A 22,533-nucleotide genomic window follows, 5' to 3' on the forward strand; every position below is an offset into this window, starting at 1 on the left:
GTGCGAATTACTCTTAAACAATTAATGGTGTTTGATGCCATTGCCCGTAGTGGTCAGGTAGCCAAAGCGGCTGAATTGGTGTGCCAGTCGGCGCCAGCCACCTCCATGGCCCTTGCGGAACTGGAAAAACAATTGGATACCCGGCTGTTTGAGCGCAGGGGCAATCGTTTGCACCTCAATGCCCAGGGTGCCCTGTTATTGCCCATGGCGGCAGAGGTACTGGACAGGGTTAATCAGATAGAACACGCCTTCAGTGGTCATGGCGATCAGCTGATGGGCAAACTCAGTATCAGTGCCAGCTCTACCATAGGGAATTATCTGTTGGCGTCCTGTGTGGTGGCCTTCAGTGAGCTGTGGCCAAAGGTGGAGGTGGATATGACTATCTGCAACACCCATGAGGCGATCGACGCCGTTGCCGATGGCTGCAGTGAGATGGCCTATATCGAAGGTATTTGCCTGGATCGCCGCCTGACCGTTGAAGATTGGCACAGTGACAGGTTGACCATTTTCTGTGCCCCCTGTCACCCTTTGGCTGGCGCCAATGTCAGTTTGCAGGAACTGGCAAAGGAACGCTGGGTGCTGAGGGAGTCAGGTTCAGGTACCCGTGAGGTGTTTCTCAGCGCGGTGATGACCAAAGGGTTGCACCCGGATATCCCATTTAGTTTCGGCCGACCGGAAGCCGTTAAACAGGCGGCCAGACAGGGATGTTTGCTTGGTGTGCTGTCGTCACTGACACTGCAGCAGGAGTTGGAACGTGGCGAACTGGCGCAGGTGCATGTTGCGGATTTAGCCTTGAGTCGTCCCTTCAGTCGCATCAAACATTCAGGCCGCACCGACTCGGCATTGGGACGGGCATTTCACGAGTTCAGCCTGAAATGGCTGGCAGAGCATAAGTAAACTGAAAATCCCGCCGGGGCGGGACTTTTTATAGCGTGCATCGGCGTTGGCGGTTCTCTGCCCACATACAAGGGCGTCAGGTGATCAGCTCCAGCTGCATTAAATAGAGATCTTCGCCATCCATCACCTGAGTATAAAAGCTGCCGCAAGCCGGGCAAACCACTGAGCGGCTATCAGGCTCTGAGTCGGCGCCGCACTCCCGGCATTTCAGCACTAAGTTTTGTATCTTCAGCTCCAGTTCTGCATCCCGGCAGATCCCCTCAAGCTTGAAGGTATCAAACGCCGTTTGCAGCAGTGCTGGCTCAACGCCACTGAATACCCCCACTTTGACCACGACCCGAGCGATGCCTTTGGCCTGATTGTCAGCCGCATGCTGCTGACACTGTTCAATCAGTGCTGAAACGATAGAGTATTCATGCATCAGCAGATCCTCGGCAGCAGTTCGCCCTGGGGCAGCTCAAGATAGCGACTGGAACCCCAGGCGGAGCGCAGGATCACTTTACCCCCTTTGGCATTGGTTTCTGCGGCGTTATCGACCTGCTTGTCTACCTGACCTATATGGGCAGCACAAGAGCAAAACTCAAATTGATTGAGGATCTCCAGCGCCTGCTTAGCCTGGGCTTCTGGCAAAGCCAGAATAAAGCTGCCTTCATTGGCTAAATCATAGGGCTCAAAACCATAGAGCTCACACAGGCCGCGAACAGGATCGGCAACCGGGATTGATTCTTCCTCTACACAGATACTGACATCCGATGCCAGGGCCCACTCATTGAGTACAGCGGACAAACCGCCACGGGTGGCATCACGCATGGCATGAATATCCAAACTCGCATCCAGAAGGGCAGAAACGGCAGGCCAGAGCGTGGCACAGTCTGAGGTCAGATCCGAATCCAACGTCAGGCCTTCCCGGGCCATCAGAATTGCACTGCCGTGTCGGCCGATATCCCGGGAAACAATGATGGCATCACCCGGTTGCAGCCCATGAGCAGAGATACCCGAGCGTTGAATATGGCCAACACCGGTTGTAGTGATAAACAAACCATCGGCGCAGCCTCTGGGCACTACCTTGGTATCTCCACACACTATGGCGGCGTCGCTTATGGCCAGCTCTTTGGCCATGGATTCAACCACTTGTTTCAGATGGCTTAAGGGGAAGCCCTCTTCGATAATAAAACTGGCAGACAGGTATTCGGGTTTGGCCGCCATCATGGCGAGATCGTTGACCGTGCCTGCAATTGCGAGCTTGCCAATATTGCCCCCGGCAAAAAACAGCGGCGATACCGTAAAGGCGTCTGTGGTGAAGGCGCAGTTACCCTGTAGCATAAGCGCCGCCGCGTCCTCCTCCCGGCACAGCAGTGGATTATCAAAGGCTTTGAAGAACAGTGACTTGATAAGCTTGTTCATTTCCTGGCCGCCACCACCGTGACTGAGCTGTACAGCCTGTTCCAATGGGGTTTCCATAGGGTTAGTTGATTCCATGGTCAGTCCTTACGGTTTGTGGCTGTTGCTGTATTGTGGCTGGAGGAGGGCAGATCTCTGGCGTATCTGTACCAGGCGTTACAGGCGCCTTCGGAACTCACCATACAGCTGCCAAGGGGAGTTTGTGGACTGCAGCCACGACCAAACACCTTGCAGTCTTTTGGCCTGGCCAGCCCCCGCAGGATATCGCCGCACTGGCAGGCTTTGTGATCGTTAATCTCCCGGGTGGGCAGCATATCGCGATAAATCAGCTCTGCATCCCTGTGGGCAAATTCCGGCTTTAACTTAAGGGCTGATTGGCGTATCGGGCCCAGACCCCGCCAACGAAAATCTTCACGAACCTCAAAGCAATCATCCACCATGGCCTGGGCGGTCAGGTTGCCTTCAGGTGTCACAGCCCGTTTGTACTGGATCTCCAGTTCGGCTTTTCCCTGTACCTTTTGCCGCACTATCTTAAGAATGGACTCCATCACGTCCACGGGTTCAAACCCGGCCACCACCAAGGGAGTGGCGTATTGGTTGACGGCACTGCGGTAGATTTCGCTGCCGGTGATCACACTGACATGACTTGGACCAATAAAGGCATTGACCCTGACTCTGTCGTCAGCCATCACTGCATCGATTGCCGGTGGCACCAGTACATGATTGATATGAAACAGCAGGTTGTTAATCCCCAAAGCTTCGGCTTGCTCAAGCAGCACGGCTGTCATTGGGGTGGAGGTTTCAAAGCCGATGGCAAAAAAGATCACCTGTTTATCCGGGTTATCTTTGGCAATGGAAAGGGCATCCAAAGGGTCATACAGTGGCCGGATATCACGGCCTGCAGCCCTGTGCTGAGCCAGACTGCCTTTGGAGCCGGGCACACGTATCATATCCCCCAGAGTCACCAGAATGACATCATCCTGAGCGGCCAGTGCAGCAGCATGATCGATTCGTTCCTTGGGCATGATGCAAACCGGACAGCCGGGGCCATGAATAAACTCAATATTGTCCGGCAGCAGCTGAGGCAAACCGTATTTCATTATGGTGTGGGTATGGCCGCCACACACCTCCATAATGCAGAGCGGCTCAGCCAGTGCGGTAGCCTCTAAACGGATATCCGCTGCCAGTTGTCTGACGGTGTCTGGATTACGAAAGCCGTCATAAAGGGATTTGAGGTCAAGCTGAGTCAAATCGGCTCTCCTTCAAGCTTATCGACAATTTCTTTATACAGAGCAAGGCTCTCCATCGCCGCGTCTTCATCAATTTTGTTCATCACAAACCCGATATGGATCAGCACATAGTCGCCAACCGACAAAGGCTCACCCATAAGATGACTGCTGACTTTGCGGCGTACGCCCATGGTATCGACCGTTACCGCATGCTCATCGGCATGGATCTCGACCACCTGAGAAGGAATGGATAAACACATCAGTTAGCACTCCGGTTATCGGTAAGCCATTTGGCTACGGCCTTCATGGAGTCACCATCCTTGATGGAGACTTCCAATACCTGAGCTTGTGGGTTGAGCTTTTTCACCTGTGCCCGCGCTTCATCCACACTGAAGTCGAAGTGGGGCAGCAGATCACACTTGGTGATCAACACAAGATCGGCGCGGCGGAACATGACAGGGTACTTTTCAATTTTGTCATCGCCTTCGGGTACTGAAACCAGCACGATATTTTTGTGGGTGCCCACGTCGTAACTGGCTGGACAAACCAGATTGCCGACGTTTTCCACAAAACAGATATCCAGTTCATCCAGTTGGATGTGATGCAGAGCGCTATGCACCATAAAGGCATCAAGGTGGCAGGCACTACCGGTTTGGATTTGGAACGCATCAATTCCCCTGGCTTTCAGGCGGTCAGCATCGCGACTGGTTTCAAGATCGCCTTCCACTACGGCATATTTAAGCTCTGTATACTCAATCAGGTGCTCCAGCAGCGTGGTCTTACCGCTGCCCGGACTGCTCATCAGGTTAAAGGCGGTCACCTTATGGGCATTGAAATGCTCGCGGTTGTGGGCCGCTTCCATATCATTCTTATCCAGAATTTTATGGATTACGGACAGGGTTTTGCTGTCATTCAGCTGAGGGTTACTCATCACATTGGCGTCCTGGTGCCCATGGTGCGAATGCCCATGATGAGAATGGCCGTGCTCGTGATGATGGTGAGAGTGATCTCCCCGTGGCAGGGAGCAACCGCAGTCTTTACACATAATTCTTCCTCTATCTCACCCCTGAAGGCATATTAGTTAACCCTGTGGGGCATATCAGTCACCCCTGAGGGGTACCATGTAATCTGTTGTTATTGTTTACTTTGGTGATGAGTGCCGTACCAAAGTTGGCCCAGTGCTATGCCACCGTCGTTAACGGGAACCTGACCCGGGCTGAGTAATCTGTGCTCGTTTGTTTGTGTCTGTGTTTCTGTACTCAGGCCCTGCTGACACAGGCTATAGAGCAGGCGGTTTTGGAAAACGCCACCGCACAGAGCGATCTTGAGTTCCGGATAGTGTCTGGCGCAGGCTACCACCAGATCTGCCAGTGCCTGGTGGAATCCAAGCGCGATATGTTGGCGTCGTGTCGCTGTCAGCTCCTGGGCCTGCGTAGCCATAAGCAATTGTTCAAACAGTCCATAGCTGTCCCACAATTGAGGCTTACCGGGTGCGGCATCGACTATCGGGATAATGAAATGGCAGTCGGTGGCCAAAGGGACACCTGAGCGATAAAGCCCGGTTGCCAGCGCTTCCAGCTTCATGCCGGCTTCGCCTTCAAAGCCTGTGTCATCTACCAGTCCCAGCAGCGCCGCCAGCGCATCGAACAAGCGCCCGGCACTTGAGCTTTGGATAGTCCGCTGATGTTTGCTCCAAAGCGTGTGCAGGTTACGGATAAGCTGCTGAGGCTTATCGGCCAGCACTGCCAGCTCCATCTTAAGGATTTGCTCAGGGCTGTGGTGTTCAAACAGGAGTGCCAGCAGTAGCCGCCATGGCTGTTTGACGGCTTGCTCCATGCCTATCAGAGCAAAAGGAGCAAAGTGGCCGATGCGTTGATAGCCATGGATATCGCATAGCAGCAGTTCACCGCCCCACAGAGTGTTATCCTCGCCAAGCCCTGTGCCATCAAAACTGAAGCCAAGTAACTTATGGGTGATGCCATTGGCGGCCATCACAGCCAGTACATGGGCGTAGTGATGCTGAATCTTGTGTACTGTCGTTACCTGAGCCGGTACTTGACGTGACCTGGCTTCTGCCCAGCGACTGGATGCATAGTCAGGATGACAGTCCCGATATAGCTGATCTGGCTGGGTTTGATAAAGACGCTGGAAGGTCGCCAGGGTGCGCTCAAAATAGGCTTCAGATTCCAGTGTAAAAAGGTCGCCGATATGCGGGCTTAATATCATTTGATTGCCCACGGCCAGTGCCAGGGTGTTTTTCTGCTGTGGCCCGACGGCAAGCAGATCTTTACCCCGGATTTGAGGGCCGCTTTGTTCATCAAGAGGCAGGCTCAGCGGTGCATAGCCTCTGGCTAAACGTATCACTTGCAGCTTGCCGTCAACCAGATGCACCAGGCTGTCATCACAACCATTGAGAATAGGGCGATTATGGTCGAGTACCAGATCTACCACCTGTCCCAGATGTGTCAGTACCTGGGTTGAGTCTGTCAGGATAGGTTCGCCGGAGATATTGGCGCTGGTGGCCACCAAAGGGCGGGAAACCTGAGTAAACATCAGATGATGTAATGGGGTATAGGGCATGAACAGCCCCAGTCGCCCCAGTCCGGGAGCAATGGCTTTGGCAAGGCTGAGGTGACTGTTTGTTTCTGAACCCGGGTTTGAGTCCAATGGTGAGTGTTCAAGCTTATCCAACAGCAACTTATCTAGCAGAACTATGGGCCGCTCGGCCGACTCAAGCAGTTGCCACTCCTGCTCGCAGCCAGTGACCAGGGCTTTGGCCTGAGCCATATCAGCCACCATCACTGCCAGCGGTTTACCCTGACGGCGTTTACGCTGACGCAGACGCTCAACAGCCACCTGGTTGGTGGCGTCCACCATCAGATGAAAACCACCAAGACCTTTGACGGCGACAATTTTACCTTGCACAAGAGCATCACAGGCCTGTGTCAGGGCGTCTGCTTTGCGGGCGATAACCTCACCCTCGGGGGTGAGCAGGCTCAGTTGTGGGCCGCAATGGGGACAGCTGACCGGCTGGGCATGATATCGGCGATTCAGCGGGTTTTTATACTCAGCGGCACATTCAGGGCACATGGTAAAACCGGCCATGGCGGTATTGGGTCTGTCGTAGGGCAGGGCCTGGATAATGGTGTATCTGGGGCCACAATTGGTGCAGTTGGTAAAGGGATATTCAAAGTAGCGGCTGTCGGGATTGCGAACATCGGCAAGGCAGTCATCGCAGCAGGCTTTATCCGGCGATACAGAGACGCTGATCTCCTGTTGCTGCTCGCTTTCAATAATGTCAAAGGCTGTTTCACCTTCCACCGACGGGATATCTTCTGCCATCAGGCTGTCTATCCGTGCCAGCGGCGGTCGGTTGACGCCCAGTTGCCGGGTAAACTCCCCAACGGAAGCGGTGTTGCCCTGAATCTCAATACAGACACCGGCACTGTTGTTGAGCACAGTGCCGGTTAATGCCTGCTCGGTGGCCAGCCGGTAGATCCAGGGGCGGAACCCCACGCCCTGGACTATACCTTTAATACGAAATCGGCGTCTTAGTACTGGCTTGCTTATCTGATCCATGGCTTCATGGGGCATTGAGGTCATATCAGGCTCGCAATCCGAAGCGACGGCGTTTGAGATACAAAGCGCCAGCTGCATAGTTATTGCCGGCTATTGCCAGTTTGCGATTAACCAGCAGAGGGAAGTTTTTGCCTATGCGAATGGCAAGTCGCTGATTAAGACACTCGTTGGCCATTTCATCACCGCACAGGGCCACGGCCGCAATCCCCTGTTTGTTATCCAGGTGCTCTACCCAATTGGCCAGGTAGTCCGCCAGTGAATCAAACACGCCGAAAGCGATCTTGCCGGCGTCGTCCGGCTCTGCCAGACGAAATGCCATCAATGAGCCCAGAGTCCGCTTCCAATCCAGTGTCAGGCCTTCGCCTTGCTTAATCAGTGGATAGTCAATTCTTGGTGCCCGGCGGCCGGGCATGCTCAGGGCTGCAGCTTCCAGCGCCTGAGCCAGTATTTGATGATCTTGAGTGCGAGCCTTATCTCCGAGCAGATCCAGTTCAAGCAGTAAAGCACAAATGGCAAACAAGCCTGTGAGTGTTCCGGCGTACGCCGAAGTGTCCAGAGCCTGGAGGCGAGCCATCACCTCTGGCCAGGTTTCAGTAAACTTGGCGGTCACCTGTACCTGCTCGCCTTTGTTTAGCTGAGCGATAATATCGGCGCCCCTGGCAGGCAAAGTCGGCAGTGACAGGAAAGTGTGGATTTGTCCCTCTTTGTCTGTGTGCAACATCTTGCCTTCACATATAGATGAGAAGTGCAGGGCGGCGATATGGGGCTGTTTGGCCTGAAGGGGGAGTATGATCTTAAGATTCAGGCTATCGGCTTCCAACATAGCGGCATTAAGGGCACATTGTGCCAGCTGCTCAGCTTCACTTGATGTGGCAATGGCTGACAGGTGTTCATGCTGTTTGGCTGTAAAACTTATGTTTCCCAAATGGCGTTTACCTTTGTGCCAATGGGCTTCAATGCATAGCATTTCAGCACTGTCGTAAAGCGGCTCAGGCGCACCAATAAACTCAGGTTTTTTTGGGGGGCATAAGGAGGCTGTGGTGTTAATTTCACTCCAGCCAGTGCTGTTGTGGCCTGGCACTCTGGCAAGTTGTATTCTTGGGCTGCCGGGTGTGATATGTACAGCCGTTACATTCTGCTGCCTTAAAATTTCGGCGATACAGATAAGCTCACGGTTCCAGGGGAAGCACAATTGGTACATAGGTAGTGGCCACGGGGCATTGGGCTCATTGATATCATTGCGGGCTCTGGCGCGAATAAGCGGTTTTTCGATGGCACAGAGCGCCAGGGTTTGCTCAGTGCTGAGAGTAAACACCCTGCCCAGCATATTGGGGTTACATACCAGCAGGCTATTGGCACGCCCGGCGAGTGCTGTTAACTCAGGGCCGGCTGTCAGACTAAGGACACTGCCATCACTTAAGGTCAGGGAGTCACCGGCCAGCAGGGCTCTGGATTGCTGCTTGAGGCTGGCAAGATCAATGCCTGAATTCAGGCTTTGCCAGTGCTGCTCACCACCGCAGACAGGGCAGGGCGTCAGTATCTGGCCAAACTCCGAAGACTGATTATCGCCGATGCGCGGATAGCAGTGGCTGCAATAATCAGGCAACTCGCCGTCAACCTTAAGTGGTTTGTCGTAGCCAAGACGTTCGTTGGCCAATGTAATGCTCGAATCGGTCAGCCAGACGGACAGGGGGAACATATTGGCGATTTTATCCGCCAACGTCTCCAGATTGGCCTGATCGCCCTGTGCCTCAATTAAATATCCTTTGCTGCTGCGGGCGATAGTGATCCCCGGCTCCTGACCGAGTAAAAGATTACACAGGTGTGCATAGAAGGGGATATCACGGCTGGTTTGAAATTCAAATCTGACTAATTGCACTTAAGGTTTCCACTGTGTTGAGTCAAAAGGTATGGCTCCTGGCTGCGCGATTAACGCAGCTTGTATTACAGATGCAGGGGCTGCTCCAAATGGCGTTTATAGGCATCGGGGATCAGGCTGTTGATCTCCACCTCTTTGATTTGAGTGGATTCAAAACCGAGCTGATGCAGATGACTCAGCAGCACTTTTTCCATCAGTGGCACGGCTGCATGTATCCTGTTGGTCAGACCCAGGTGCATAGGCTCAAGGACTGTGGGGGTGACTCCCAGTACAAAGGTCTTGGGGCGGTCGCCCATCATTTCCATCATGCACAGGGTTTGCAGCATCTCCACTTCGTGGGCGCTGCCTTGCCAGTCAATTTCAGGGGGAGCCTGGTCAAAATCAAAAAAGTAAACTTCACCCGGCTCGACACCATTGGCATTAACCGTATCGACCACAACCAGATAGTCGTAACGGGCAAGAATTGGCGTCAGCCCCTGAGCCAGGGTGCCGCCATCCAGCATGTCCAATTCATGTTCACTATGGGTGAAGTGGAATTTTTCAGAGATGTAATTGACAAAATGTACGCCGACTCCTTCGTCGGCGTACAGTACATTGCCAATACCCAAGAGCAGTATTTTCATAGGGTATTTTCCAGCGTCCTCAGGTCTTAATGACCATCTTTGGGGTGATAGTCATAACCGGACACTATGGCGTCCACTGAGTTGTGCTTGAAGCGGATACCCATCCACACTGCCATATAGATATGGATCAGCAGGAAGATAACAAACGCCCAGGTCACATAGTGATGCCAGAGTCTTACCACTGCCAGACCGCCCATTTGGGCTGTGATCCAGGTGGCAGGCTCCCACAACAGGCCGCCAAGGCCCTGATGGTACACATTGGCGTACAGCACCAGACCGGTAATACACATAAAGGCAGCAGCCACACTGATCCCGAAATAGGAGACAAACTGCAGTGGACCGTATACCCCGGCATGTTTGTGCTGTCCTATCCAGAAGTAAGACTTCAACTGGGCAACCCAGGCTTTAACGCTGATCACGTCTTTGAAAGAGCGACGTTCAATATCACTCTTACCAAAGAAGAACAGATAAGCGCGTACCAGAGTCACGGCGACCAGAATGAACCCTGCTATCAGGTGTGCCAGTCTCACCCAACCCTGCACCAGCACATCACTGCTTTGTGGCATGGTCAGAAATGGCCAGCAGATATAAGCCCCGGTGATCACCAGTACCACCATGGACAGTGCCCTGAGCCAGTGAAAGACACGTATGGCACCGGAGAAAATATGCTTCCGCACATACAGAGCTTGTTGATTACTCATGGGAACCTCCTGATTACAGGCTGTTGGGATCAATCCGGAACTGACTGATGGATTGCCCTTTGTAATCCATCACGTGAACCGAGCAGGCCATGCAGGGGTCAAATGAGTGGATAACACGTACCACTTCCAGCGGCTTTTTCGGATCTGACAGTTTCAGACCCAGTAAAGAGGCCTCGTAGGGACCAATCTTACCGTTGCCATCGATAGGTCCGGCATTCCAGGTAGTGGGCACCACCGCCTGATAGTTTTCTACCAGAGAGTTTTTGATGCGGATCCAGTGGCTCAGCAGCCCACGTGGTGCCTCAACCATGGCAAAGCCTTTGTACTCTTTGTCAGCGTCTATGGTTGGCTGGATATAGGTACTGTCATCTGAGTTGATATTGGTCACCAGGGCATCGAAGGTTCGATTACCGTGACGCATGGTAACGATACAGTGCAGCATGCGGGCAGCGGTACGACCGAGCGTGGTAAACAGGGCTTCTTTTGGCAGCCCCGATTTGGCCAGGAACTCATCAACCACTTCGACCACTTCCGGGGTACCACGGGCGTAGTTCACCAAAATGGCGGACAGCGGACCCACTTCCATAGGCTCACCGTTATAGCGTGGAGATTTCACCCAGGAGTATTTACCTGCCTCATCCACAGTGGGCAACTTGCCATAAATGGTGTCGCGCTCAACAAACGGGGTGTGCTCAGGAATCGTGGTTCCGTTCCATGGGTGCTGGGGCGCTTTGGCGCTGTACCAGGAATGGGTCACATCTTCCTCAATCATCATAGGGTCCACATCTTCCACTTTGGACAGATCGCCATTGCGGATAACCCCCTGCTTGAGCAAGTAATTGTCTTCACCGATCAGGAGTTCATTGGTGGCCATAAAGTTGTGAACGTTAACGCCACCCAGTACGGTTTCTTCGCCCTGATAGGCGTCGGCAGCCATCAGAATATCGGCGTAGTAACAACGTTCCACAAAGTCTTTCATGGTAGACCACTTCTGGGCCCACTCCTGCAGACGGGCAGGGCTCAGCATGTCGCGAACTGAGGTAATGCCTCCGACCACAATGGATTGTGGGTGAGGGTTCTTACCACCCCAGATGGCCATCATTTCGGCAGCCATACGCTGCATTTCCAGTGCTTTGAGGTAATGCGCCAGGCCAATCAGATTCTGCTCTGGAGTGAACTTATAGGTCTTGTTGCCCCAGTATGCGTTGGCAAAGGGACCCAGTTTTCCGGACTCGACAAAACCTTTGACCTTTTCCTGCACGGCGCGCAGCTCACCTTCACCTGCGCCCAGAGGCACATCGGAATATTTCATGGCGACCTGAGCGGCTTTGGCCGGGTCGGCACTCAGGGCTGAGACCACATCAATCCAGTCCATGCCTGCCAGCAGGTAGAAGTGCACCATATGGTCGTGCAGGTGCAGTGAGTCCATCATCAAAGAGCGCAGCAGCTTGGCGTTCAGCGGTACCTGAGCGCCGATGGCATTCTCTACCGCCATGGTGCCACACAGATAGTGGGAAAAAGTACAAACACCACAAATACGTTGTACCAGTAGGCCTACATCATAAGGCGTACGGCCCTTGAGGATCACTTCCAGTCCGCGGAACAGGGTTGAGGAGGCCCAGGCTTTTCTCACCACATTTTGCTCATCCAGTTCCACCTCAATACGCAGGTGACCCTCGATACGGGTGATAGGATCGATAACGACGCGATTACTCATGTTTATTTCCCTCATAGGTGCCGGCGAACAGACTGCCAATGGCATGGGCACCAATACCCACTGCGGTAACGCCCAGAATGACACTGCCTACTGTGTCTGCGGTGGCATCAAGACCATGGATAAGTTTACGACCCAGAGGTCTTTCAAAATCGGCCATTTCGTCCCAGAAGTTGGGTTCCGAGCAGCCAATGCAACCGTGACCGGCCAGCACTGGCCAGCTGGTGTGGGCATTAAATCTTTCGGTAGGACAGTTGTTGTAGGTGTAAGGGCCGCGACAACCTACCTTATACAGGCAGTAACCCTCTTTGGCACCGTGATCGCCAAACACTTCGACAAACTCTCCGGCATCAAAATGACCACGACGCTCACAGTTATCGTGTACGCGGGCGCCGTAGGCCCATTTGGGACGGTTAAACATGTCCAGGGCCGGCAGTTTGCCAAACATGATGTAGTACATCAGGGTGCCAGTAATGTTCACTTCACTTGGTGGACAACCACCCAGGTTAATTACCGGCTTATCCAGCACTTCATGGATGCCCTTGGCTCCGGTTGGATTGGGGGCTGCAGCCTGCACGCCACCAAAGGAGGAGCAGGTGCCCACGGCGATAATCGCTGCTGCACCATCGGCGGCTTTCTTAATCAGATCCACACCTGTGGTGGCATGAGGGCCAATGGTCAGGAAGGCGCCATTGTTGGCGGTGGGGACGGCACCCTCCACGGCGAGCAGATAACGACCCTGATAGGTCTCCATGGCGTGTTCCAGATTTTCTTCCGCTTGCATACCGGCAGCGGCCATCAGAACTTCCTGATATTCGAGCGAGATGTAGTTGAAGATAAGGGTGGAGACGTCCGGGGTGGAGGCGCGCAGCAGAGATTCACTGCAGCCGGTACATTCGGCCAGGTTAAGCCAAATCAGAGGCACTCTGTCGGCCAGTTCTGCTGCTTCGGCAACCAGATTGCTGAAGGGCAGTGGCAGCGCCAACATAGCGGCCGTGGCCGCACTCCATTTCATAAAATCCCGGCGGGTGATGCCGTGTTCTTCCAGTGTTTGCTGCAGGGAGTGCGAATGTCGCGGAGGCAGACTACGTAGTTCCTCGAGTCGCTTCTTTCCCTGCTCATACAGAGCAGCATGTGTATCCATGGTTTAACCTTTTGTTTTTCTATTAGAAATACAACCGTAAACAGCATTCCATGTAGGCCAATTGAGTCTAAAATAGCCACACCAAAAATAGGGTGATAAAGATCACGCGAGCGAAACAAAGTGTTACCCTTGCTGCGAAAGTGTTTGGCTTGAGTGTTTTTCTGCTTACACCCCGGCATCACCCCGAGTTCGTTGCTGACAAGTTGAAGCTGATTGGAATAACCTGCTGTTTGATTTTTGTTCCTTACACAGTTCCTGTTTCACTGAGCCTGGCCAGTTTGACGCCTTTCAGAGCTGTCAGAGTGTTGACCAGGCGGCGTAATTCAGGAGGGCGTCCTTTTAAAATGATGGTTTCCAGACAATGGAAATGGTCGATATGAACATGGGTTGAGCAGAGCACATGGATTAGTGCGTCATGCTGAATTTCAATCAGCTTTTGTGCCAAACCGCGTTGATGATGGTCATACACCAGAGTCACCACGCCGGTGACCTCTCTGTCTTCATCCGCCCATTGATTCCCAATGGAACGTTCGCGAACCAGATCACGAATGTATTCAGAGCGATTGTGATAGCCGCGGCAGGAGAGATCTCTGTCGATCTCATTCAGCAAACTTTTTGGCAACGAAACGGTAAAACGTATGGTGTCATTCATCGTGTGTCACTGATACAGCTGAAACGAATGTGAATACAATGCTGTTATTAGACCCTGCTTTTAGTGTGTGAATATGTGATCAAAGTCGCGAATTATTGTTTATTAATACTTAAAACAGTGAGTTGTGGCGAAAGTTACGGCAGTATTACGCATCGAAAATTTGTAATACCTGGGTGCAAGTGACGATGAAGTGGCTGCGACCTGTTTTGCTGGCGTCTGTGCTGGCCTGTTCTCACTCCTATGCCGGCAGTACGCCGGAAACCCTGACTCTGGCGCTTGGGGCCGAGCCTGAATCAGGTTTTGACCCTCTGCTGGGTTGGGGTAAGTACAACAACCCTTTATTTCAATCCCGCCTTATCGAAAGAGACAACAAACTGGCACTGACACCTGGATTGGCCCAAAGCTGGCAGACTGGTGCTGATGGGTTGCAGTGGCATATCCATTTGAAACCTGGCCTTAAGTTTTCCGATGGGTCCATCCTTAACGCTGAGGATATCAAGTTCACCTTTGAACATGCGGCTCGCTCCCCCTCTGCCCAGGATTTGACCATGCTTGAATGGGTTGAAGTGATAGACCCTCTGCATCTGATATTTCACCTGAAACGCCCGGACGTGACTTTTATTGAACCTCTGACCACGCTGGGCATAGTCCCATCCGATAGATACGCTAAAGGTTATGGCGCCAATCCAATAGGTTCAGGTCCCTATAAACTGGTCCGCTGGGACAGAGGACAACAACTTGTTGTGGAACGTAATCCACTGTATGCCGGACAGAGACCCGAGTTTGATCGCCTGGTGTTGTTGTTTGGCAACGATGACAGCCGTTTTACCCAATTGCAGGCAGGGCAATTGGATATGGCGGCTGTAGTGCCGAGATACGCATTTCATATTCCGGGCGGTTTCCGTCTCTGGCAAGTGCCAAGTGTCGATAATCGGGGGGTGGTCTGGCCCATGGATAAACCAAGCCCTGAACATCCAAACCGGGGCAACTGGGTCAGCAGTGATAAGGCAATCCGTGACGCTGTGAGTCTGGCAGCAGACCGCACCATGTTGGTTCATGGCCTGCTGGATGGCTTTGCCCGTCCAGCCTGGTCTATCGCAGATGACTTGCCCTGGGGGACGACCCACCGGGAAGTTAATCAAAGTCATGCCCAGGATATGGCGCAAGCCAACAGCTTGTTGGATAAGGCGAGCTGGGAGCTTAAGGATGGAGTCAGGACAAAAATAATTGACGGTAAGCCTGTGGCAGCGCGGATGACACTTAACTATGCGGCCGGAGATTCTACCCGCGAACAGTTGTCTTTGGCGTTGGCACAGATGGTCAAACCTTTGGGCATTATCCTGACGCCGAAAGCCGGTAGTTGGGAAGAGATAGCCAGGGTAATGCACCAGCAACCCGTGTTGATGGGGTTTGGCAGCCACAGTGCCAGTGAGGTCTACTTTACTCACCACAGTCGTTATGGCGGGGTGGAGTATTACAACTCAGGCTTCTATCACAACGTCAGAGTGGATGAACTGCTTGATAATGCCAGGCAGTCTTCTTCCTGGGAGAGCTCTTTGCCGCTGTGGCAACAGGCACAGACTGAAATCGCCAAAGATCAACCCTGGACCTGGCTGGTGAATCTTACCCACCTATACGCAGTACGTGCCTGTCTGAATCTGGGCGAGCCGGGTATTGAGCCCCACGGACATGGTTGGCCCATCTTAAATAATGTCACTCAGTGGCACTGGACCTGCCAATGACGAAAAAGCTTGTGGAAGTAGGGCTGGCGGCTTTAAGGCTGAGCTTGCAACTCATGCTGGTCCTCTTGCTTATCTGGGGATTATTAGCCGCTTCTCCTCTGGATCCTCTCAACGTTTACCTGGGAGGGAATCGCTTTGGGGTATCGGCAGAGCAGCAGACAGTATTGATGCAGCAGCTTGGCCTGAATCTATCTGCGGGTGAACGCCTGTGTGATTGGTTGGCGGCGGCCAGTCAGGGATACCTGGGTTACTCGGCCCTGTTTCATCAGGACGTCAGTCAGGTAATTGCTGAGCGTTTGCCTTTGTCTGTGCTGCTGATGTCGCTGGCCTGGCTGGGTTCTCTGGTGTTGGGTTATCTGCTTGGACTGGTGGCCGCCCTTAAACAGGGCAGTGTTTTTGATGTTTGTATTCGCCGCGCGGCATGGGCTTTGAGTGCAATTCCGCCTTTTTGGCTGGGTATGTTGTTTATCAGTCTGTTTGCCGTGGGGTTGCATTGGCTGCCGGTTTGTTGTGCAGCCCCTCCTGGGATGAGTTTCTCCGAGCAGCCTCTTTCCGGGCAGCTTGCTCACCTGATATTACCCGTGTTGACGTTAACTCTAGTGCATATGTCGCCGGTGATTTTGCACACACGTGAAAAGGTGTTGGATGTACTGGCCAGTGACTATGTGGCTTACGCCAGAATGCACGGTGACAACCAGGCCAGAGTGGTGAGTTTTCATGTGATACCTAATTCACTTGTGCCAGCTGTGGTACTGCAGCTTGCTTCGTTCGCGGAACTGTTCGGTGGCTCTGTACTCGCCGAGACCCTGTTTTCATTCCCGGGTATTGGTCAGGCGTTGGTGACGGCGGCGATGGCTCAGGATACCGCTCTGTTAATGGCCGGCACCCTGATTTCTGCTCTGCTGGTCTTTACCGGCAATGCCGCGGCGAACCTGATTGCTGAGCGCTTACTGGCCGGGGAGGAGGGCTGATGCAATCCCTGATTTTTAACCCTGATAAACAACAGCGACGAGCCAAGCCGGAAATCATGGCTTTGGGCACCCTGGCCGCCGTATTGCTGATGGCCTGGTGTTGGCCAGCCAGCGGTCTGGATATCAATATTCTGGCGAAAAACCTACCGCCATCCCTGACTCATCCCTTCGGTACCGATTGGCTGGGAAGGGATATGCTGACCCGCACCATGAAGGCGTTATGGAGCAGTTTCTGGATAGGAGGCACGGCTGTGTTGCTCAGTGGCCTGGTGTCATTGGTATTGGCATTCCTGGCTATGTTACACCCGGCTTGTCGTTGGCTGGTAGACACTTTGGTGGATGTGTTTATGTCCATCCCACACTTGTTACTGCTGATTTTACTGTCACTGGCGCTGGGGGGCGAAGAGAGCGGCTTGATATTGGCCGTCGCCCTGAGTCACTGGCCGAGGCTGACCCGTATTCTCAGGTTTGAAATGCTGGCGGTGACACGCATGCCGTTTTATCAATTGGCCCGTCAGTTCGGCCAGCCTGGGTACAGACTGCTAACCCGTCATTTACTGCCGTTCATTTTACCTCAATGGCTGGTGGGGACCCTGTTGTTGCTTCCCCATGCCCTGGTACATATGGCGGGGCTGACCTTTCTGGGATTTGGTCTGGATCCCCAGTCTCCCTCTATTGGTGGTCTGTTGTCCCAATCCAGCAACTACTTATTGGCCGGGCAGTGGTGGCTTGGCGTGTTTCCTGGCTTGTGTCTGATTATGCTGATTTTGTTACTGTCCTGGTTGGCCGGGCAGGCCAGCGATCACGTTCGAAAAGGGGGACATTGATATGCTGCGTGCTATCGAAAGCGAAGCGTATACCGCCAATGCTGAGTCTCTGGGCGTTATTCATCATTCTGGTGAAGTCCTGATCCATCCCATGAGTTTTTCCATTGCCCGGGGTGAGTTGGTGGGCTTGATTGGTGCCAGTGGCAGCGGCAAGAGTGTTCTGGCCAACGCTTTGATGGGAACAGTGCCTGAAGGCTTTTCCCTTTGTGGCCGGGTGGTGATCCCCAAAGATGAAGTGGCCTTGGCTGCCCAGTCAGGCTCTGTGCTCGATCCCCTGCGCAGCGTGTTGCAACTGTTGCGCCGCCGACAAAAAGATGATCAACATCTTGGGCAGTGCCGGGAAGTGGTCGACAGCTTTGGCCATTGTATGCCCCATGAGCTTTCAGGCGGTATGGCCAAGCGTGTCTTGCTGGCCCAGGCGAAAGTTCAGGGACGGGCATTTCTGTTGGCGGATGAGCCCTGTTGCGGACTGGATAGTGTTGCTTCAGCCAATCTATACAGTGAGCTCAGACAGATGGCAGATAAGGGGGCTGGTGTGTTGGTGATCAGCCACAACCTTAGAGAGCTGAGTGAAGTCGCCGACCGGTTATTGGTAATGGATGACGGCAAACTCATAGAGAGTCTAACGCCAGACCATCTCAAACAGGGCCTTGGCAGCCCTCAGAGCCGTGCTCTTTGGCAGGCATTACCGGAGAACTGGGAGAGGCAAAATGCTCGCGTTGCATAATGGGCTGGTTAAGTTTCGTGCCAAACAGGTGACCCTGCCCAATATTGAACTTAAACGCGGTGAAGTATGTGGTTTGCAGGGACCCAGTGGCGCCGGTAAATCAACGCTGGCAGCAGTACTCTCGGGGAGCTTGAATCGCCATGGCGGAACGCTCACTACTCCCGGATATGCCAGAGGGGGGGCCAATCCTGTGCAATGGGTCGTCCAGCGGCCTGAACAGGCGTTCAACCCCAGGTTGACGCTGGCACAAAGCCTGGATGAAGCTTGGCAGGGACGGGATTACAACCGGCTGCTGTCGAAGCTGGAAATTGAAAAAAACTGGTTAAATCGCAGACCCAACACCTTATCGGGTGGTCAGCTACAACGGATAAATTTGCTCAGGGCATTGTCGCCGGACACTGAATATCTGCTGTGTGATGAGATCACTGCCCAGTTGGATATGCTGACTCAACAAAAGATTTGGCAATCCCTGTTGCTACTGGCAGCAGAACGAAACCTGGGATTGCTGGTGATTTCCCACGATGACCATTTGTTGAAACAGATATGTCATCGCATTATCCAGTGGCCTGACAGTCAGTCCTGATCTATCTGGCCGGGATCACGGCCAGATAAACACACAGCCAGTGGCTAAAAGCCCCCATCAGTACGAATAGATGCCAGATGGCATGATTGAATGGAATAGCTTTCACTACGTAGAAGATGACGCCAACACTGTAAAACAGCCCACCGGCCAACAGCAGGTCGAACCCAACTTCCGATAGCCCGGCAGTCAACTGTGACATGACAGTCACACACAACCAGCCCATGAGAAGATAAATTCCCACACTGAGGGCTTTGAATCTGTGAATAAAACGGACTTTAAATACCACCCCGGCAATTGCCAGCGACCAGATGGCGGCCAGTACGATATCAGCCTGTATTGTGTGCAAACTGATCAGCATTAATGGTGTGTAGGTACCTGCAATCAACAGGTAAATAGCGCAATGGTCAGCCAGTTTCAGTCTGGGGCGCCATTTGGCTGATGGGATGCTGTGGTAAAGGGTTGAACAGAGAAACAGGGTAATGATACTGGCGTTATAAATCACTACGCCGAACAGTTGTAAGCTATTCAGTGTCTGGGCGCCCTTTATCACCGAGGCAATCATACCCAGGATACCCAGCAATACTCCCAGTCCATGACTGATGGCATTCGCCAACTCTTCCTTTTTTGAATATGCGGATAGCATCAATACTTCCTGCGGTTGATTCATGGTGTTGGCTGACATTGTGTATCCCTTCTTACTGCTGATACCGGCAGTGTATCAGTGCCCGGTGTACGTCTCAATGGTTTGGCGTACATGTGTACACTAATTTAATGAGTTGGCTATCCGCATTTTAGAAAGTAGCACGGCTTTGTCTTGTATCCTCAGCGGCGCAGGGGAACTTTGTTGCCTGAGCGATATCCAATCTGCTTGCAACACTATGAAGGGACACAAAGGTGAAAGCAACGCGGGCAGGAGAATTAGCAGATACAGTCCAGGCGCATTGGGACCTCGGGTTGAATGAGCCGTTGGCAGCCACCCTGGCTCAGATACATCAGCAATCTGATGTAAAAGGCGGCCAGATGCTATCCTTTTCCGGGCTTGTAACAGCTGAACAGTCACTCGTTGCACAGTGGCCGTTGCGGACAAGCTTTGGCATAGGTACGGCAGTGATTGCCTTACATCTTGGCCTGTTATATCTGCTGTCTATGCCCTGGTTTTTCCAATCTGCTTACCCCAAACCCAGGCAGAATAAATTTGTGGCACTTAAAGCCTATATTGTTTCTGTGCCAGCTAAACGCCCGGTAGTTGAAGCGAGTGAGCCGCCTGTGTTGACCACGCCCAAACCTGCAGTTTTTCCCAAGCCTCCAGCAAAAAAGCCAGCAAAAGTGGTAAAGAACGCTGAGTCAAGCAATGCGGATTACACTATAAGCAGAGATGAACCAAGTGCTGATAAATCGCCTGCAACTGAGGCGTTGCGCCCGGAGCCAGAAGACAGCGTACCTTTCAAAGCAAACTTTGCGAAGGAATCTGAGGTCAAGAACCAATCAGGTGACCCTGTCACAGATACCCGGTTTATCGGCCGCTCTTATTTACAAAGGCAGCGGGAGCAAGCGTTATCTTCCATGGCAAAAGCAAGTGCCAGCGCCTATACAGCTCGTCGAAGTCTGAGTGAAATGGATGGTGAAATGACCATCTTGGAAGGGGGCTCTGACTATGACATTACCAAAGAGCAGACCCTTGACCATCAATTTGATCCCAATCGTATTGTTCGTATAGGGGATACCTGCTACCGGGTGGTTAAGTTGGGTGATCCGATAAACTCCCATAAGGAGAATCTGGGTTATCCCTTTTTTTGCGGGGAAGATCAGGTTCAGCAGAGTATAGATAAAGGGATAGCGGACCACTTATCCAGGATGAACAAGTCGCTTCCCCAGCCCCACAGCAAACAATAAGCTCATTCTCATGACGGATTGGTTGATTAGCTTGTTTTTGATAACTATTCGGTATGTAAAAAGAGTTATTCTGCCTGTACCAAGCGGCTAAGTTGTTCGATAATTAAGCTAATGCAGCATCAACAGGAGAGTGTTATGCAAGTCAACTCAGCTATGTCTTCCGGGTTAGCCGGACTCCAGAGTGCGCAGCAGGGCATCAGTCAAGCCACCACTGAAGTGGCAAAACCGACCCAAACAAACCAGGCGGTAGAAGAGGGCAAAGAGCAGCAGGCGCTGCAGTCTGAGTCTGATAAAACGTCTGCACTGGTCGCTGCCAAAGAGTCAGAAAATCAAGCCCAGGCTTCAGCCGAGGTGGTAGAAGCCGCTGACGAAACTCTGGGCACAGTCATTGATATCAAGGTTTAACCCTTGCCTGATGTAGTCGCCATACCCCCAGGCAAACCGAGTGTTGCCGGGCGTGGCGCATCTGTTTCAACTCAGGCCAAACCCAGTAGCGAAGTGCCATCACGTACTGCGCTCGTTCAGCAAACTGAAACACGACCTTCCAATTCATCCAGCAGTCAATCAACGCAAGCTGCCAGTTCTTCCCACTCCAGTACCGAGTTGTCCGCCAGATCTTCAAATCCAGCCTTGAGCTACAGATTGGGAAGAGGTGCGATGACAGTCACCGGATTGACCAGTGGACGCCTTCGCTCTGATAACCCGGCACCAGATGTGAGCTCTGTGGCGACAGCGGTCAGAGTGTCCAGCCATATGGATGCCTCAGCATCAGCACAAAGCCTGTCTTTGCCCGACAGTGATTATGCTCAGCAAAGCGTGACCTTTAATATTGAAAGTGTCATTGACTCCTCGGGGGGACAGCCAGGAACACGGCTGGGTGAGCCTGGTCAGGCTTCTGCGCTGTCCGGGGCTTCTGGCTCCCTTACAGAGGCCAATCCGGGCTATGCCTCTGGCTTGAATGTGGCACCGCAGGGGAGCGGAGGCAGTGACATTAGAGAAGGTACAGGGACTCAAGGGGCAAATAATCAGGATTCGGCTGAGCAGGAGGCAATTCCAGCTGTGGGTGAACAGACCCAAAATGGTGATGAAACCCAGGCTCAGGGCCGCCCCAACGATACCAGTGAAGAGCAGAGCCCTGCCGTAGAGAAAGAGCCTCGTGGAAACTCGCGCCAGGAGGCAGTGGAGCAGCAAGAGCTTGAGCAGTTAAGGGCGCGGGATCGAGAGGTTAAGTCCCACGAGCGGGCTCATGCAGCCGTTGGTGGGCATTATGCAAGCAGTCCAAGTTATCAATTTGAGCGTGGCAGTGATGGCAAGCGATATGCCATTTCCGGTGAAGTACAAATTGATATCTCACCGGTCCCCGGTGATCCCCAGGCCACTGTAGTTAAAATGCAGAAGGTGTATGCTGCGGCAATGGCGCCGGTTAATCCCTCTATGGCAGATATCCGGGTGGCTGCGGAAGCGATGGAAAAGCTCAATGTTGCCAAACAGGAGTTGGCGGTGGAGCGACAGGAGCAGCTTCAGGCGTCACAGCAGACGTTGCTCGGAGCCGATGCTGCCATTGATGAAACCCCTGTTTTGGAGCCCAGACAGCCATCTATTGGACAATCGATAGATGAGCAGGGCAATGTCAGGCAGGAAGAAGCAGCTGACAATGCGTTTGTTATTGCACAGCCTGACAGCCAGAGAACCAATGAGGTCGGAACCAATCAGAGATTATCACCTGACTCGACTGGAACCGATTTTGCTCAGGGCACGGTTATCGCGCCGCCAAGGGCAACACTTCAGCTTGATGATGCACAGCCCAGGCGAATCAGGGTTAATGGCCCTGAAAGCTCCAGCATCAGCAAAGAAGGTGACAAGCAGCCACTGAATGCCAGTGAGCTGCAGCAGGTTAAAATGGCCATAGAGAAACGCTATGGTATCGCGCCAAAGTCCCAGCGCGTCGCATGAGTTTCCAGTCTGGCACTT

23 protein-coding genes are annotated in these 22,533 nt (G+C 52.9%); 9 read left to right on the top strand and 14 right to left on the bottom strand.

Annotation, left to right across the window (positions count from 1 at the left end; translation table 11 throughout):
- A complete protein-coding gene (locus ACFOE0_RS14785; protein ID WP_248937192.1) occupies nucleotides 1-897 on the top strand; it encodes a LysR substrate-binding domain-containing protein in 897 nt (298 codons plus the stop codon).
- Nucleotides 898-973: 76 nt separating this feature from the next.
- On the opposite strand, the gene hypA is transcribed toward ACFOE0_RS14785, so the two are convergent.
- The 12 genes from hypA to nikR form a co-directional block, all read right to left on the bottom strand.
- Nucleotides 974-1,318 (bottom strand): hydrogenase/urease nickel incorporation protein HypA, encoded by a 345-nt coding sequence (hypA, locus tag ACFOE0_RS14790; RefSeq protein ID WP_248937193.1) that lies wholly within the window; start codon nucleotides 1,316-1,318, stop codon nucleotides 974-976.
- Nucleotides 1,318-2,376, bottom strand: a complete 1,059-nt coding sequence (hypE, locus tag ACFOE0_RS14795; RefSeq protein ID WP_248937194.1) for a hydrogenase expression/formation protein HypE — start codon at nucleotides 2,374-2,376, stop codon at nucleotides 1,318-1,320. The genes hypA and hypE overlap by 1 nt, the downstream gene beginning before the upstream one ends.
- Before the next feature lie 2 nt (nucleotides 2,377-2,378).
- The gene (gene hypD, locus ACFOE0_RS14800) at nucleotides 2,379-3,548 is read right to left on the bottom strand and encodes a hydrogenase formation protein HypD (RefSeq protein ID WP_248937195.1); all 1,170 of its coding nucleotides are present in this window, start codon (nucleotides 3,546-3,548) and stop codon (nucleotides 2,379-2,381) included.
- A complete protein-coding gene (locus ACFOE0_RS14805) occupies nucleotides 3,545-3,787 on the bottom strand; it encodes a HypC/HybG/HupF family hydrogenase formation chaperone (protein WP_248937196.1) in 243 nt (80 codons plus the stop codon). The genes hypD and ACFOE0_RS14805 overlap by 4 nt, the downstream gene beginning before the upstream one ends.
- Nucleotides 3,787-4,572 (bottom strand): hydrogenase nickel incorporation protein HypB, encoded by a 786-nt coding sequence (hypB, locus tag ACFOE0_RS14810; RefSeq protein ID WP_248937197.1) that lies wholly within the window; start codon nucleotides 4,570-4,572, stop codon nucleotides 3,787-3,789. The genes ACFOE0_RS14805 and hypB overlap by 1 nt, the downstream gene beginning before the upstream one ends.
- Before the next feature lie 89 nt (nucleotides 4,573-4,661).
- On the bottom strand, nucleotides 4,662-7,184 hold the full coding sequence (hypF, locus tag ACFOE0_RS14815; protein WP_248937198.1) for a carbamoyltransferase HypF: 2,523 nt from the start codon (nucleotides 7,182-7,184) through the stop codon (nucleotides 4,662-4,664).
- The gene (locus ACFOE0_RS14820; protein ID WP_248937199.1) at nucleotides 7,132-8,985 is read right to left on the bottom strand and encodes a Kae1-like domain-containing protein; all 1,854 of its coding nucleotides are present in this window, start codon (nucleotides 8,983-8,985) and stop codon (nucleotides 7,132-7,134) included. The genes hypF and ACFOE0_RS14820 overlap by 53 nt, the downstream gene beginning before the upstream one ends.
- Nucleotides 8,986-9,050: 65 nt before the next feature.
- Entirely contained in the window at nucleotides 9,051-9,608 is a 558-nt protein-coding gene (locus tag ACFOE0_RS14825; RefSeq protein ID WP_248937200.1) for a HyaD/HybD family hydrogenase maturation endopeptidase, read from the bottom strand.
- Between the two features lie 26 nt (nucleotides 9,609-9,634).
- On the bottom strand, nucleotides 9,635-10,309 hold the full coding sequence (cybH, locus tag ACFOE0_RS14830) for a Ni/Fe-hydrogenase, b-type cytochrome subunit (RefSeq protein WP_248937201.1): 675 nt from the start codon (nucleotides 10,307-10,309) through the stop codon (nucleotides 9,635-9,637).
- A 13-nt stretch (nucleotides 10,310-10,322) separates the two neighbouring features.
- A complete protein-coding gene (locus ACFOE0_RS14835) occupies nucleotides 10,323-12,026 on the bottom strand; it encodes a nickel-dependent hydrogenase large subunit (protein ID WP_248937202.1) in 1,704 nt (567 codons plus the stop codon).
- A complete protein-coding gene (locus tag ACFOE0_RS14840; protein WP_248937203.1) occupies nucleotides 12,019-13,167 on the bottom strand; it encodes a hydrogenase small subunit in 1,149 nt (382 codons plus the stop codon). The genes ACFOE0_RS14835 and ACFOE0_RS14840 overlap by 8 nt, the downstream gene beginning before the upstream one ends.
- Before the next feature lie 244 nt (nucleotides 13,168-13,411).
- Nucleotides 13,412-13,819 (bottom strand): nickel-responsive transcriptional regulator NikR, encoded by a 408-nt coding sequence (gene nikR / locus ACFOE0_RS14845; RefSeq protein ID WP_248937204.1) that lies wholly within the window; start codon nucleotides 13,817-13,819, stop codon nucleotides 13,412-13,414.
- 185 nt (nucleotides 13,820-14,004) lie between these two features.
- Here nikR and ACFOE0_RS14850 point away from each other — a divergent pair, with 185 nt between their 5' ends.
- From ACFOE0_RS14850 to ACFOE0_RS14870, 5 genes are read left to right on the top strand one after another with little or no spacing between them, the layout of a single operon-like run.
- Complete coding sequence (locus tag ACFOE0_RS14850; protein ID WP_248937205.1) at nucleotides 14,005-15,561, top strand: ABC transporter substrate-binding protein; 1,557 nt, start codon at nucleotides 14,005-14,007, stop codon at nucleotides 15,559-15,561.
- Entirely contained in the window at nucleotides 15,558-16,532 is a 975-nt protein-coding gene (locus tag ACFOE0_RS14855; RefSeq protein ID WP_248937206.1) for an ABC transporter permease, read from the top strand. Before ACFOE0_RS14850 ends, ACFOE0_RS14855 begins: the two co-directional genes overlap by 4 nt.
- Complete coding sequence (locus ACFOE0_RS14860; protein ID WP_248937207.1) at nucleotides 16,532-17,359, top strand: ABC transporter permease; 828 nt, start codon at nucleotides 16,532-16,534, stop codon at nucleotides 17,357-17,359. The genes ACFOE0_RS14855 and ACFOE0_RS14860 overlap by 1 nt, the downstream gene beginning before the upstream one ends.
- Nucleotide 17,360: 1 nt before the next feature.
- Entirely contained in the window at nucleotides 17,361-18,086 is a 726-nt protein-coding gene (locus tag ACFOE0_RS14865) for an ATP-binding cassette domain-containing protein (protein WP_248937208.1), read from the top strand.
- The gene (locus tag ACFOE0_RS14870) at nucleotides 18,070-18,669 is read left to right on the top strand and encodes an ATP-binding cassette domain-containing protein (RefSeq protein ID WP_248937209.1); all 600 of its coding nucleotides are present in this window, start codon (nucleotides 18,070-18,072) and stop codon (nucleotides 18,667-18,669) included. Before ACFOE0_RS14865 ends, ACFOE0_RS14870 begins: the two co-directional genes overlap by 17 nt.
- 1 nt (nucleotide 18,670) lies before the next feature.
- Here ACFOE0_RS14870 and trhA read toward each other — a convergent pair whose 3' ends face one another.
- Nucleotides 18,671-19,351: a PAQR family membrane homeostasis protein TrhA gene (gene trhA / locus ACFOE0_RS14875; protein ID WP_248937210.1), complete on the bottom strand. Its 681-nt coding sequence runs from the start codon at nucleotides 19,349-19,351 to the stop codon at nucleotides 18,671-18,673.
- Nucleotides 19,352-19,776: 425 nt separating this feature from the next.
- Between trhA and ACFOE0_RS14880 the strand changes: the two genes are divergently transcribed.
- Entirely contained in the window at nucleotides 19,777-20,562 is a 786-nt protein-coding gene (locus ACFOE0_RS14880) for a hypothetical protein (protein WP_248937211.1), read from the top strand.
- 135 nt (nucleotides 20,563-20,697) lie between these two features.
- Entirely contained in the window at nucleotides 20,698-20,967 is a 270-nt protein-coding gene (locus ACFOE0_RS14885; RefSeq protein ID WP_248937212.1) for a chemotaxis protein, read from the top strand.
- Here ACFOE0_RS14885 and ACFOE0_RS14890 read toward each other — a convergent pair.
- Nucleotides 20,957-21,115 (bottom strand): hypothetical protein, encoded by a 159-nt coding sequence (locus ACFOE0_RS14890; protein WP_248937213.1) that lies wholly within the window; start codon nucleotides 21,113-21,115, stop codon nucleotides 20,957-20,959. The genes ACFOE0_RS14885 and ACFOE0_RS14890 overlap by 11 nt on opposite strands.
- On the opposite strand from ACFOE0_RS14890, the gene ACFOE0_RS14895 reads away from it, so the two are divergent.
- Nucleotides 21,061-22,515: a putative metalloprotease CJM1_0395 family protein gene (locus ACFOE0_RS14895; protein WP_346347870.1), complete on the top strand. Its 1,455-nt coding sequence runs from the start codon at nucleotides 21,061-21,063 to the stop codon at nucleotides 22,513-22,515. The genes ACFOE0_RS14890 and ACFOE0_RS14895 overlap by 55 nt on opposite strands.
- Nucleotides 22,516-22,533: the final 18 nt, after the last annotated feature.

It is taken from the genome of Shewanella submarina (assembly GCF_042646185.1).
In the GTDB taxonomy this organism is placed as follows: domain Bacteria; phylum Pseudomonadota; class Gammaproteobacteria; order Enterobacterales; family Shewanellaceae; genus Shewanella; species Shewanella corallii.